This is a genomic window from Microcystis sp. M061S2, from assembly GCF_020245605.1.
In the GTDB taxonomy this organism is placed as follows: domain Bacteria; phylum Cyanobacteriota; class Cyanobacteriia; order Cyanobacteriales; family Microcystaceae; genus Microcystis.
Genome location: NZ_JADBUP010000018.1, coordinates 14,052 through 26,909 on the forward strand (window position 1 = coordinate 14,052; position 12,858 = coordinate 26,909).

General features: G+C 43.5%; 11 protein-coding genes and 1 pseudogene. 6 read left to right on the plus strand and 6 right to left on the minus strand.

Going from position 1 to position 12,858, the window contains the following annotated elements; all coding sequences use genetic code 11:
- The first annotated feature begins 332 nt into the window (after window positions 1–332).
- From IM475_RS03105 to IM475_RS03130, 6 genes are all read left to right on the plus strand, one after another.
- On the plus strand, window positions 333–542 hold the full coding sequence (locus IM475_RS03105) for a type II toxin-antitoxin system HicB family antitoxin (RefSeq protein ID WP_002735725.1): 210 nt from the start codon (window positions 333–335) through the stop codon (window positions 540–542).
- A gap of 4 nt (window positions 543–546) precedes the next feature.
- Window positions 547–834, plus strand: coding sequence for a BrnT family toxin (locus IM475_RS03110; protein ID WP_159249585.1), 288 nt, complete (start codon window positions 547–549; stop codon window positions 832–834).
- On the plus strand, window positions 812–1,036 hold the full coding sequence (locus tag IM475_RS03115; protein WP_002738113.1) for a hypothetical protein: 225 nt from the start codon (window positions 812–814) through the stop codon (window positions 1,034–1,036). The genes IM475_RS03110 and IM475_RS03115 overlap by 23 nt, the downstream gene beginning before the upstream one ends.
- 653 nt (window positions 1,037–1,689) lie before the next feature.
- Window positions 1,690–2,436, plus strand: coding sequence for a pseudouridine synthase (locus IM475_RS03120; protein WP_287726652.1), 747 nt, complete (start codon window positions 1,690–1,692; stop codon window positions 2,434–2,436).
- Between the two features lie 26 nt (window positions 2,437–2,462).
- The gene (locus IM475_RS03125) at window positions 2,463–3,224 is read left to right on the plus strand and encodes a helix-turn-helix domain-containing protein (protein WP_287726653.1); all 762 of its coding nucleotides are present in this window, start codon (window positions 2,463–2,465) and stop codon (window positions 3,222–3,224) included.
- A gap of 8 nt (window positions 3,225–3,232) precedes the next feature.
- On the plus strand, window positions 3,233–4,084 hold the full coding sequence (locus IM475_RS03130; RefSeq protein WP_287726654.1) for an ADP-ribosylglycohydrolase family protein: 852 nt from the start codon (window positions 3,233–3,235) through the stop codon (window positions 4,082–4,084).
- 165 nt (window positions 4,085–4,249) lie between these two features.
- Here IM475_RS03130 and IM475_RS03135 read toward each other — a convergent pair whose 3' ends face one another.
- From IM475_RS03135 to IM475_RS03160, 6 genes and pseudogenes are all read right to left on the minus strand, one after another.
- Window positions 4,250–5,242 carry an aldo/keto reductase gene (locus IM475_RS03135; RefSeq protein WP_287726655.1) on the minus strand — a complete coding sequence of 331 codons (993 nt, stop codon included), beginning with the start codon at window positions 5,240–5,242 and terminating at the stop codon, window positions 4,250–4,252.
- A 155-nt stretch (window positions 5,243–5,397) separates the two neighbouring features.
- Window positions 5,398–8,463 (minus strand): efflux RND transporter permease subunit, encoded by a 3,066-nt coding sequence (locus tag IM475_RS03140; protein ID WP_287726656.1) that lies wholly within the window; start codon window positions 8,461–8,463, stop codon window positions 5,398–5,400.
- 25 nt (window positions 8,464–8,488) lie between these two features.
- Window positions 8,489–8,866: a four helix bundle protein gene (locus IM475_RS03145; RefSeq protein WP_287658250.1), complete on the minus strand. Its 378-nt coding sequence runs from the start codon at window positions 8,864–8,866 to the stop codon at window positions 8,489–8,491.
- Window positions 8,867–8,927: 61 nt separating this feature from the next.
- Window positions 8,928–10,388 (minus strand): efflux RND transporter periplasmic adaptor subunit, encoded by a 1,461-nt coding sequence (locus tag IM475_RS03150; protein WP_287658249.1) that lies wholly within the window; start codon window positions 10,386–10,388, stop codon window positions 8,928–8,930.
- Between the two features lie 118 nt (window positions 10,389–10,506).
- Entirely contained in the window at window positions 10,507–10,950 is a 444-nt protein-coding gene (locus tag IM475_RS03155) for a hypothetical protein (protein ID WP_287726657.1), read from the minus strand.
- 129 nt (window positions 10,951–11,079) lie between these two features.
- A pseudogene (locus IM475_RS03160) lies at window positions 11,080–12,658 on the minus strand (hypothetical protein).
- Between the last annotated feature and the right edge of the window lie 200 nt (window positions 12,659–12,858).

Below are 12,858 nucleotides of genomic sequence, written 5' to 3' on the forward strand. Positions count from 1 at the left end.
CTAGGGTAAAATTAGGGTTTCGGCTTATCCTCAACTCAGCTTAACTAGGAATAGGCCGATTTATCTTGTTAAGGCTATATTTTGAGCAACTTTTGTCAATTTAGCCACAAACAGAAACATAAACATAAACATAAACATAAATCGTAGGTGCGTTAGCCAAAGCGTAACGCAGCAATTTAATAATTAAGTTGCTGCGTGGGTTGCGGATTATTAATTTGTTTTTTTGTCAGAGATTATCGCCGCAAACACGCACCCTACAAGATCAGGCTTATACAAAAAAACAAGTTTATGTTATTATTAAAATAAATCTCAGTAAATAAAAAATATTTATTATGAATATCAAAGTGGTTGTCTGGCAAGAAGATGATGTTTCCTGTGCAAATGTACCAGCTTTGTCTGGTTGTCATACTTGGGCAGAAAATTATGATGATTTGATGGTCATGGTTAAAGAGGCAATAGAAGGCTGGTTAGAAGTTTCTCATGAAAAAAATTACTTAAAATTTAAAAGTGTACCGTTTAGTAGGAGATTGAACTATAATTAAGTTTATGAAATTACAATTTGAGTGGGATAACCTCAAGGCAAAACTTAATCTCAAAAAGCATGGCATCAATTTTGAAGAAGCCAAGGCTGTTTTTCGAGATCCTCTAGCCTACATTTTTGATGATGAGTGGCATTCGGTCGGTGAAAAACGAGAAATTATTATCGGACACGATGACAAGAATCGCCTTTTAGTAGTTTGTTTTACTGAAAGAAATCAAATGATTCGTATTATCAGCGCACGTTTAACAACCAAAAAGGAACGTCAAGACTATGAAAAATACACAGGACTCTAAAACTAACCAAAATTTACAGGATGACCTACTTCCTGAATATAATTTTAATTATACTAAGGCTCATCCTAATCGTTTTGCTTCTCAGGTAAATGAGACAAAAATAACTGTAACCTTAGAATCGGATGTCGCTAAAGTTTTCAAAAATTCTGAAGATGTAAACAAAGCACTTCGAGCTATCCTATCTGCTATTCCTGAAAAATAAGTTAACATTAATCCTGTAGGGTACGCCATTCGATAGCGTAACGCACCAATTTAATAATTAAGTTGCTGCGTGGGGTGCGGATTATTAATTTGTTTTTTTGTCAGAGATTATCGCCGCAAACACGCACCCTACAAGATTGGAGATCGCACTTCCATCAATTGCCGATCTCTTTCTTCTCTCAACCGCTTGGATAACCGAGAAATAACCCGTTTAAAGTCATATCCCCCCGTAAAAAAAATTAGCCCGACTTTTTTAACAATTGTCGGCAAAATTTTGCTTGCTTTTTTCAATGCTTTCTGCAATATAGCGGTAAGCGCTTGAGTGAGATACAGACCAAGCCTTGCCTAGCATGGTTTATAGCTCGTGACACTGTACTTCATACGACTGCACACCGCTATAATATTTTTATAAGACTTTATATATAATGGAGTGTTGGAGTCCGCTGGAAAACGCACAGATTCCCATTATAAGAAAAGTATAACCGAAGCCGCCGCCCAAGTCAAGGGATTACTCCTTTTTTTTAGAGAAGTTTTCAAAGAAAAAAAATCAAAGAGGCAGCCAGAGATATTCGGTTTTTCTTCACTTTTTGGGCAAAAAAAACCCTTGTAGGATGCCTATAATAGGAGAGAGAAAGGGTTAAAAACTAAAAAAAAATGGCGGAGAGAGTCCAGAAAATCCTTGCCCAGTGGGGAATTGCCTCCCGAAGAAGGGCGGAGGAGATGATCGTGGCCGGCCGGGTGAGACGGAATGGCAAAATCGTGCAGTTAGGAGAAAAAGCCGACCCGGAAAAAGATCACCTAGAAATAGACGGAAAAAAAATTGAACCGGCCAATCGTCCCAAAAGATTGTATATACTGGTCAACAAACCCATTGGTGTGGTTTCTACCTGTAGGGACCCACAAAACCGGCCGACGGTAATTGACCTTTTGCCCGACTCCCTCGCCAGCGAGACGGGGTTACATCCCGTAGGCAGGTTGGACATCAACACCACTGGGGCTTTACTCCTCACCAACGACGGTCAACTGACCCTCACCCTCACCCATCCCCGTTATCATTTGCCCAAAACCTATCGGGTTTGGCTAGATGGTGCGATTGATAGACTTGCTCTCCAGCGTTGGCGAGAAGGTATCCTCTTAGAGGGAAAAAAAACCTTACCCGCACAGGTTGAGATACTCAAGCAAACCGACCAAAAAACCCTACTAGAAGTTATTTTAGTGGAGGGAAGAAATCGGCAGATTCGCTCTGTAGCCCAAGAGTTAGGCTATCGCGTCCTGAAACTTCATCGCAGTGCCATCGGTCGTATTCAACTAAACTCTGGTAATAATTCCCCCTTACCCTTGGGTGATTACCGTTTTTTAACCCTTGATGAACTGAAATATTTAAAGAACCAGATTAACTAAGCTGAAAGTCAGCCCCTAATAGCGATATGTTTCGCCTTCTCCAATCACAACTTGATCCCCAGCATAAACAGCGAACCAAATTACTGGAAATCGGCGTTTATTTGCAAAAAAATCGCCTAGAACAGTCCCTTTCTCTCGAGGACATTGCCCAGAAAACCCTAATCCCGCGCCATCGCCTAGAAGCGCTGGAAGCGGGGGATTTGGAGGCATTGCCCGAACCGATTTATATTCGTTGGTTAATCAAACAATTTGCCGATAGTCTGTCCCTGGATGGTGAGACGATTAGCCGGCGTTTTCCCACCAAGGTCAATAACTTTTTTAGGGGAACAAAACCGTCTTTATCGCTGCCAAGTCTTCAAATTCGCCCGATTCATCTCTATTTTCTCTATTTAATCTTAGTTATTGGTTCCGTACAAACCCTATCCCACGTCCTGCAAAAATCGGTACTGCAATCGAATCGCTTACCGCCGCCTTCCTTGCCACAACAGCAAATTGTCCAACCGAAAAGCAACCCCCTTCAACCGGTAGCCAACAAAACCAGTAATAATCAGCAGCTGGTGGTGGGGGTAAAACTGGAAGATGACTGCTGGCTGCGGGTGGTGGTGGATGGGAAGACAGAATTTGAGGGTGTGCTGCCCCAGGGAACCCATCGCACTTGGCAAGCAAACCGGGAATTAACCGTGAGAGCGGGTAATGCTGGCGGGGTTTACGTTGCCGTTAATAATGCCCATGCTCAACAACTAGGGCAACCGGGCAAAGTCGGGGAAGTCACCTACCGGGCAAATTGAGCTAATTTATGCAGAAGGTCTTTTCACCCCTTGATCGCCTTCAGGGAGGGTTAATCGGGGCATATATTGGGGAATCCTTGCATAATCAACCCCTAATACCAGCCTTTAACTATGAGGCTACACCAAGGACAACCCTGCTTTTGCAAGCTCTGCAATCTCAGGAAGATTTGCCCATTGCGATCGCAGCTAGGCAGCAGTCGGAATCGGCGTTATTATTTGTGCTGTTGCCGGAAATTTTAACGTGGCCTGACCATGGGGAACGTTGGCAAGCTAGATTAAATTTTTGGCTGAAAAAGGGCTTAATTTCCGAGTTAACCCGACAAGAAGCAATAATTTGGGGAGAGGCAGTAGGTCTATTATTAGAGGGAAAAAGGCCTTTAAATCAGTTAATGGGGCAATTGCTAACTATTAACCCCAAGAATAAGCTATTAGAGCAGATTGAGTCAGCTTTAGGGCAAAATCATCCCTTAGAGTTCATCTTATCGGCTTGGGCGAAAGATATCTCACCTTTAGGAATTGCGATCGCAGCTTCTCTCTATACCTTTCTGCAAACGAGCGAGGATTTCGCCGTTAGCGTCCGTCGCGCCAATTCTAGTCCCTATCAACGGCAATTAACCAGCACTTTAGCGGGAATTTGGGCGGGATTGTACAACGGTATCGAGGGGATTCCCCTAGCTTGGCGGCAAAATTTGCCGAAAGAGCCAGTTAAACAGCAATTAATGGATAAAGCTGGGGAAATCTATCGAATTTCCCTGGGTATATCTCCTCATCTTGTCCTATCTCCTCATACTGCCGTCGCTTACGGGGGAACAATCCAACCCCGTCCTAGCTTAAAATTGGTCTCTCAAGACAATACTTAGGGTTTGCGGCAAAAAGTTTTTCCTGGTGGCAGGGTGTGGGGTGTGGGGTTTTACCCATTTTCAGGTGGTCAATTACCTAATTTTCAGGGAAAAAGTACCTGAATTTTCCCCCCAATCACTCCAATCGCTGGCACTTTCAAGGTTTTTAGATTTATTCAGCATACCCTACTTAGTTTGAAAGATATTTTGTACCATTTTTTTATCCAAACCGGCGGCAATTTTATCTAATTCTGCTATTTCTCCACTGTCTAAACTCCATCCTAAAGCCCCTAAATTATCCTCAGCTTGCCGAATATTTTTAGCTCCGGGGATAGGAATTGTTCCCTTACAGATACACCAATTTAAGGAAACTTGGCTAATAGTTTTATTTTTAGCTTGGGCGATAACTTCTAGGCAACTAATCAGAGGAGAAATAGCGGGAATTAATTGACTAAAAAGGAAGCGACGTAATCCTGGGGGTAAGTTTTTATTATCTCGATATTTCCCCGTTAATAACCCCAAAGCTAAGGGACTATAGGCAATAATTTTAATACCCAATTGATCACATAGTTCCTTTAATCCTAAGTCAGTGAGGGGATAGGTAGAAAGGAGAGAATACTGTACCTGTAAACTGGTAATAGGAATGCCGCGACTGGCAAACTTTTGATAGGCAGACTTCAATCTTTTCGGTCCAAAATTGGATAAACCGACTCCTTTAACTAACCCCTTTTCCAGACAATCCCCCAATCCGTCTAATAATCCTCCCTCCTGCCATGGCGCATAATTGCCTGTTGACCAGTGCATTTGCACTAAATCCACCGGGCGACCCAATCTGGTTGCCGAAGCTTGACAAGCTTTCACCATGGCATGACGGGTTAAACGCCAAGGATAAGGGGCGAGTTTGGTGGCAATACGGATATGATCAGCGTTATAACCGCTATATTCCCCTGTAAAGCGTCCTAATAGCTTCTCACTCTGTCCGTTGAGTTTGCCTGTCCCGTAGGAGTCTCCCGTATCAAATAGGGTGACACCCCGCTCGACGCAGAGATTAAAAACCGCTTGTAACTGGCTATCCATACTCTCATCGTAACCCCAGAGAAGACGATTTCCCCAGGCCCAAGTACCGCAGCCCATAGGGGGAAGGGATAGAGTTTGATGTGTGACTGTCAAGGGATTCATGGGTCAGTTTCTCTGGGTTTTTTCTCAAGCTTTCAGCAAGATATTTTATACTAAATCTGGTTATTAAAGACTGATTATTTATTCCCCTTTTTGCATGAGTGCATGAGTAGAAAACGGGTTTCTCCGAGAAACCCGTTTTCTGTGCGGTATTACTACTAAATCGACTTGGGTTTTTGTTTAACAAATAATCCCCGGAACCAATAGTAAAAACTATCGATATAAGTAAAGATTACCGGCACAACCACCAAAGTTAATAGGGTGGAAGTGGTAAAACCACCAATAACGGCAATCGCCATCGGTGCGCGAATTTCACCATCTGCACCTAAAGCTAAAGCAATCGGTAACATCCCGGCAATTGTGGAAACGGAGGTCATAATAATTGGTCGTAAACGAGAGACTCCCGAATCAATCATCGCCTTAAATTGCGGTTTACCTTCCCGAAGGCCACTCAAGGCAAAATCTACTAACAGAATGGCATTTTTAGTGACTAATCCCATCAGTAAAACTATGCCAATTAAAGCGTATAAACCTAACTCTTTTTGGGTAATTAAAAGAGCGATTAAAGTACCACCAATCGATAAAGGAAGGGAAGTTAAAATCGCTAGGGGATAGAGGAAATTGTTATACAACAATACCAGAATTCCATAGATCGAAATAATTGCTAAACTTAACGCCCCCAAAAAACGAGCAAAGATATCGCGCATAATGCGAGCATCACCAAAGGGTTCTTCTGTCACCTCTGGGGGTAGGTTTTTTATGATTGGTAAAGCGCGAATTTGTGTCACCGCACTTCCCAAAGAAACTCCCTCTAAATTAGCTCCAATATTAACCTGACGTTGACGGTTAAAGCGTTGAATTTCCGCAGGTCCACTACCTAAGCTAATTGTCGCCACCGAGTTAAGCGGTACTAACGTACCATTACTGCTAGGAACGCGCAAATTTTGCAGAGTTTCTATCTCACTGCGTCCATCGTTGGCAATTTTCACCCGGATGGGAATTTGTCGGTCAGCAAGGTTAAATTTAGCTAAATTAAACTCATTATCGCCGATTAAAGCTAAAGATGCAGTACGGGCGATCACTCTGACCGAGACTCCCTGATCAGCAGCCCGGACAGGATCCGGTTGAATAATCAGTTCCGGTTTAACTAAACTTACCCCGGAACTTACCTCGACAAAACCGGGTAAAGCCCGCATTTCTCGCTCTAATTTTTGGGCAGTTTGGGTTAAAATATCGCCATTTTCACTTTTTAAGACAATAGCTACATCTTTAGTGCTTCCTGCTCCACCCTGCGCCCGAAAACTAACTCTTGCTCCCGGTATCTTCTGGAAATCCCGACGGGTTTGTTCCTCAAATTGCCGTTGAGTTAGCGATCGCTGTTCCTTAGGAACTAAATTAACATATATTAACCCCGTATTTACCCGTCCCGAATCTCCCGGAATAGCCAAAACATTAGCGACGGCGGGATTTTTTTGTAGTAAACTATTCACCTGATTAGCCACGGCAACAGTATCATTCAAAGTCGCACCGGGAGGCAATTCTAGGCTGATGGTACTTAATCCAGTATCCCCAGAACTAAATAACCCTTTTGGAATCAAGGGAACTAACTGTAAACTACCGATAAAAAAGGCCAAAGCCGCCAATAAAGTCAGGATTCGATGACGTAAAGCCCAAGTTAACAAACTTTTGTAGGGACGAAAACGGGGGCGCGAGGAGGGATTACTATCACCGGTTTTCAGCTTTTTCGGCTGTAAAATATAGGCACTTAACATCGGGGTGACGGTGACGGCGATCAAACTGGAAAATAGGGTAGAAACCGCCACAGTAACGCCGAAAGGTTGAAAGAATTGCCCCGGCACACCGCCCATAAAAGCTACTGGCAGGAATACCGCCATAATTGCCGCCGCACTGGCTAAAACGGCTAATCCAATCTCTTTTGAGGCATCAAAGGCCGCTTGCAGGGGTTTTTTACCCATAGCTAAATGTTGATCGATGTCCTCCACCATACACACCGCATCATCCACCAGATTACCCAAAGCTAAAGCTAACGCCAGTAGGGTCATGCCGTTAAGGGTATAATTTAGGGACTGCATCACCCAAAAAGTCGGGAAAATGGACAAAGGCAGGGCCAAACCCGTGATAATCGTGGCGCGCCAATTGCCTAAAAATAGACCCACCGTGATCACCGTCATCATACAACCAATCAGGAGATCGCTAAGAAGGCTTTCGTAACTAGCACGAATTGAGTCGGCACGGGTAAAAATTAATTGAAATTTAATATCTTCGGGCAGTTTTTTCTTTAAATTCTCGATTTCTTGGCGCACTGCTGTTTCTACCGTCACCAAGGTGCTGCCAGTCCCCCGTAGAATCGAAAAACCCACCACTGGCTGCCCATCTAAGAGGGCCATTTGTCGAGGATCACTGGAACTATCGCTAACTGTCCCTAAATTGCTTAAGGGGACGGTATCACCGTTAGGTAAAGAGATTTGATAATTTCTTAAATCTTCGATCGTTTCAGCGCTGCCGAGGGTGCGGACAGTTTGTTCACTGCCGGCGATTTCCGAGCGCCCTCCGGGTAAATTAATATTAAAACTACGAATTTGGTCATTAACCGCCGTAGCCGTGATACCGTAGGCGATCAGACGACCGGGATCTAAATCTACACGCACTTCTCGATCGACTCCCCCAACGCGATCGACTCGTGCTACCCCCGGCACTCCCGTTAAAGCGCGGCCGATTTGACGATCGACTAGATCACTTAATTCGGCGATCGATCTTTTCGGGGAGGAGATGGTATAGTTCATCACCGCACCCCCGGCAAATTCTAAACGTTGCACAATTGGATCATTAGCATCTTGGGGTAAATCCTGCCGAATTTGCGCTATGGCATTCCGCACATCATTGGTAGCGCGATCGCTGTTAGTGCCAAGGATAAAGTTAACGGTGGTGGTGCTGCTGCCTTCGTTAATGGTAGAAGTAATTTGATCGATATTACCCAAAGCAGCCACCGCATCCTCGACTTTTTTGGTGACTTGGGTTTCCAATTCCTCAGGACCGGCGCCGGGTTGATTAACGGTGATAATCACGGCCGGAATGTCAATATTAGGAGAGCGATCGATCCCTAATCCTAGAAAGGCAATGTATCCCATTAAGGCCATAACCAGGGAGATCAGGATCGTCGGAATGGGATTTTTGATAGACCAATTAGAAATATTAAAAGCCATAATTTCAGTTATCAGTTATCAGTTATCAGTTATCAGTTTTTGGTTTTTGGTTTTTGGTATTTTCTTGGCAGGTTTTTAGAATAGCCCAAAGCATTTTACCAATTTCCTCCGCATCATCATTGATACTTTGAAAGGCTCTTTCCTCTATGTAATTCGTGTCTTTCAATAGAGACAGCCAATACTTTGTTTCTAGACATTCCTTATAAGCTATTGACATTTTAGCTCGAAAATCAGCTTGAGAAATAGCTCCATTAGCCTCGGCAATGTTAGCCCCGATTGAAGTGCCACTCCTTAATAGCTGTTTTGACAAAACATATTCTTGTTTATTCTCACACAAATATTTATAGCCTTTAACAATCCTAATGGCAAATTTATAAGCTTTATCATAAACGTTACTCTCCATCCGTTTGCCCCGCTACCGATCACTGATTACTGATTACTGTTTACTGGTCACTGATTACTGATTACTGATCGCTGATTGCTGTAATTTTGTCGCCATCACCGAGATAGGCTGCCCCTTTGACCACAATGCGATCGCCAGCTTGTAAACCGGTGAGAATTTCCACGCGGTTATTGGGCATAATTTGACCTAATTGCACAGTTTTGGCGGTAACGGTGTTATCAGGTCCGACTAAATAAACTAGAGCTTGATTATCTTTTTGGGGTAAAACCGCGGTCATGGGGACGGTTAAACTATTGCTAGTATTCGTTACGATCGCACCGCGTAAAAACATCCCCGGTTTTAATCCTGTATTGTCGGTTAAATCGACTTTAACCGTTGCCTGACGGGATGCCTCATCGACGATGGGATTAATTTCGCGCACCTGTCCCGATAATTTTAAACTGGTATTAGCATCGGAAGTGATAGTAACGGGCGCTCCGACGCGGATTAAGGGCAATTGATTCTCAGGAACCCGCAATCTTAGCTCTAAACGGCCATTTTCGATGATTTTAAAGAGAGCATTTTGACCGTTGGTGGTATCCCCGATGCGGCCATTTCTTTCGGCAATTTTGCCACTGACCGGGGAAATCAGGCGCGTCTCGTTTAATTGGGCTTTAACAATGGCTAAACGGCTTTGAGCTTCCGCTAATTGGGCTGTAGCTTGGGCGATCACCTCGGGACGATTGCCAGCTTGCAATTGTGCCAGCTGCTGCTCTGCTTCTCCTAAACGGGATTGGGTCTGTTGTACGATCGCCGCTTTGTTTCTTTCTTCGTTGAGGACTTCATCGAGACGATCCCGGGCGATCGCTCCTTCCGCTTCTAAACTTTGGTTTCTCTGGACCCGTTTTTTAGCCAAATCCCAATCCGATCGAGCTTGACTAATTTCGGCTTTTATGCGTTGAATAGTTTGTTTAGCTCCAGCGATCTCCTCTTTACGGCTCCCCGCTTGCAATTCTGCCAAACGCGCTCGCGATTGGGCGACATTAGCCTGTGCTTGGGTTAATTGCGCTTGTAGGACGGTATCATCGAGACGAGCGAGAATTTGACCTTGGCTGACCCTATCCCCTTCATCGACAAAGATTTCTTTGATTTGTAGTCCTGTCGCTTGGGAAAGAATCGGGATTAATTCATCGGCTGCCACGCTTCCAGTCGCTTTCAGGGTGCGGGCCACGGCAGTGGATTCTACCCTAGTGGTGGTTACTGTTTGTGCTGGTGCCTCATTTTTTGCCGCTACGGGCTGAGTATTGGGGTTTTGGGCTGTTTGGGGTCGATTAGCGAAACGAGTCGCCCCTAGGGTCAATAAAACCCCTAATCCCACACCGATAAATAAACCCTTTCCTCCCGATAGCCAAGAGTTGGTTTTGGTCGGTTTTGGCGAGTATTCGGTTTTCTCTGGCTCAATTTCAGGATTAAATGCGATAATTTCGGGAACTAGCGAATTATCGGCTGAATGCTGGTTATTTTCTAGGGTATCTGGCCGCACGGTCTGCCCTCTCGGTAGATTCTGGATAAAATGTTAAGTTTTGTATCCATTTATAATCTAACGGAAAAAGGTCGCCTGTGGGGAAAGTGAGAAAGTCTCGTTACTCTCCAGCGATCGCCTAGGGATTGTTGCCCATAAAAAAAGCCCGGAATTCCACAGCAATCAAGGAACCACTCAAAAGAGTTATTAATGTCCAAATTTGGTTGCTTTGGGTTCCTTCCACCTTGATCAGTCGATTATCCATACTATCGACTTTCTCTGTTAAAGTTGCTAGTCCTATCTTCACATCGGTGACATCTTTCTGTAAGGTTTCTAGCTTTTGCTCGACATTTTTCTGTAAGGTTTCTAGCTTTTGCTCGAAACCTTTTTCGAGATTATCCAGCTTTTGCTCGAAACCTTTTTCGAGATTATCCAGCTTTTGCTCGAAACCTTTTTCGAGATTATCCAGCTTTTGATCCACATCTTTCTGGAAGGTATCTAGCTTTCGATCAACACTTTTAATACTATCTTTAATTTCCTTAAGGACAGATTCGAGGGAATAGGTAACGGTTTCTGCTGTCATTGCGGTTAACTCCTATCAGTAGAGAGATACAGCCTTTCTCGTCAAGGTGAAGCACAGACTAACCCTTGCTAATCAAGTATTTTAGATGCAAGAACGAACCTCATCTATCTGAGAAACGCTGTAATATAATTATCGATAAAAATCTCCTTGATTCTCCACTTCATTTTTCTTCGAGAAATCTCGCCTCATCTTCCAATTTATCGCTGATTTCTGGCAGTTTTAGCAATATTCCAGCGAATAACCAATAGTAAACAGAAACAGGCTCGACGGAGAGAGGATAATAGTAGGGATTATAGCTAATAAAAAGTATAAAAATCCAGATACAGAGACCCCAATGCTTTAAAGCAGCATTTTTTACTTTTAAATAGGCTTTAAAGGTGAGAATACAGAGAATTGTCACCAGTACCATAAAAGCGATAAAACCGACGATACCGATTTCGTAGATCAGTTTAGCGTAGTAGGTTTCAATTAGTCTTATTCCCTCTTCTCCCACTATATGACGAGCGCCACTGCTGGCTGTGCCCAAACCAAGACCAAAAAGCTGTGCATATTTGAAGACCCACTGCATTTGATCGACTACAAAGTCAATGGGAGACGAATATAACCAGCGACCGATAAAATTTAGCCCTCTTTCCCGAATAAAGGGAATTAACGTCACCGCGAGCAGGGAAAGCAACCCCAAGATTCCCAATTTTAATGGTAACTTTTGCTTATTTTTGCTGGTAGCAATAAAAAGAACCAAGTAAAACAAAGGTACTAGCAATAAAGGTAATCTTTGTCCAGAAACCAGAGTCGCAAGGAAGACTAAAACCATTGCCACCCAACCAGCGACGCGCCATCTTTTTTGTGGATCACTAAAACTGGCCGCGTAACTAATGACGCTACTAGATACTAAAAACCAACTCCATTGCCAAGGATCGGAAAATGTGCCGGGGAGACGAATTAAGCCTCGCTCGGGATTATACAACACCGAACCGCCGACAAAACACTGAGCTTTCAAGCTGGCTTTTTCGCTAATATCTGGATAAAATTGGCTGTCGGATTTCGGGGCAGTAACTTCCAGTTGATTGAGGAATTCATTATCGGGACAGATGCCTTGGACGAGTAAGAAGTATTGAATTAGAACTAAAACGCAACAGACTAGGATCATCACGATTAAAAGCCGATTAACCACGAATAAATCCCGTTTTTCCTTGATTAAATAGTAGCCACAGAGAACTAGGGGAATATAACCGAGGAGGGTTTTTAATCCCACAATTCCCACAGCAATTGCTCCTTGGGGCAGATTGACAAAAAGAAAAGTTATCAAGCTGATGGCAAGTAAAATTGAAGCCGTGAGGAGAAAAGGCTTGATTTGGGGGCTTAATTGCTTAAAAGTTTTGGTTTTAAGTAAAATTGCCGCTAAAGCTGGGAAATAAAAGGCATCCTTGGCGATTTTGTAGAGAGCATAGGATGGCTCTTCGCCAATGAAGTTGCCTTTTATCTGAAAAACTCTCGCCACAGCAAAAGTGACGGTACTACTCAGGGGAAGATAGATGATTAGGGCTAATAATCCCAGACGGGGATGGATAAAAGAAGCAACCATGGCGGGAACCGCCAAAATTCCTAACAAGGCGGCTTTTTTGTCAAGTAAAATCCCTAAAACTAGACTAATTATTATGGTAGAGATCGCTAGTATATTTAGTAAGAGATAGTTCCTCTCTTTCATATTGTGCAGCTTTGAACAGGTTTAGCAGAAAGTGTACCGGATTTTTGCTGAGATTCTCATTCTCAATGGCGGAGGTGGGGAGCTTTTCAGTCATCAGTTTACCGATAACTGAAAAGCTGATCACTGATTCAAGGCTGATGGCCGAGAGTTTCCTTTTGCTTCTTAGCTTTTGCTATACTTATGTAAAATTTTATTGATCT

Excerpts from the sequence above, each read along its gene's own strand:
- IM475_RS03105 (WP_002735725.1), top strand. The coding sequence starts at position 333 with ATGAATATCAAAGTGGTTGTCTGGCAAGAAGATGATGTTTCCTGTGCA.
- IM475_RS03110 (WP_159249585.1), top strand. The coding sequence starts at position 547 with ATGAAATTACAATTTGAGTGGGATAACCTCAAGGCAAAACTTAATCTC.
- IM475_RS03115 (WP_002738113.1), top strand. The coding sequence starts at position 812 with ATGAAAAATACACAGGACTCTAAAACTAACCAAAATTTACAGGATGAC.
- IM475_RS03120 (WP_287726652.1), top strand. The coding sequence starts at position 1,690 with ATGGCGGAGAGAGTCCAGAAAATCCTTGCCCAGTGGGGAATTGCCTCC.
- IM475_RS03125 (WP_287726653.1), top strand. The coding sequence starts at position 2,463 with ATGTTTCGCCTTCTCCAATCACAACTTGATCCCCAGCATAAACAGCGA.
- IM475_RS03130 (WP_287726654.1), top strand. The coding sequence starts at position 3,233 with ATGCAGAAGGTCTTTTCACCCCTTGATCGCCTTCAGGGAGGGTTAATC.
- IM475_RS03135 (WP_287726655.1), bottom strand. The coding sequence starts at position 5,242 with ATGAATCCCTTGACAGTCACACATCAAACTCTATCCCTTCCCCCTATG.
- IM475_RS03140 (WP_287726656.1), bottom strand. The coding sequence starts at position 8,463 with ATGGCTTTTAATATTTCTAATTGGTCTATCAAAAATCCCATTCCGACG.
- IM475_RS03145 (WP_287658250.1), bottom strand. The coding sequence starts at position 8,866 with ATGGAGAGTAACGTTTATGATAAAGCTTATAAATTTGCCATTAGGATT.
- IM475_RS03155 (WP_287726657.1), bottom strand. The coding sequence starts at position 10,950 with ATGACAGCAGAAACCGTTACCTATTCCCTCGAATCTGTCCTTAAGGAA.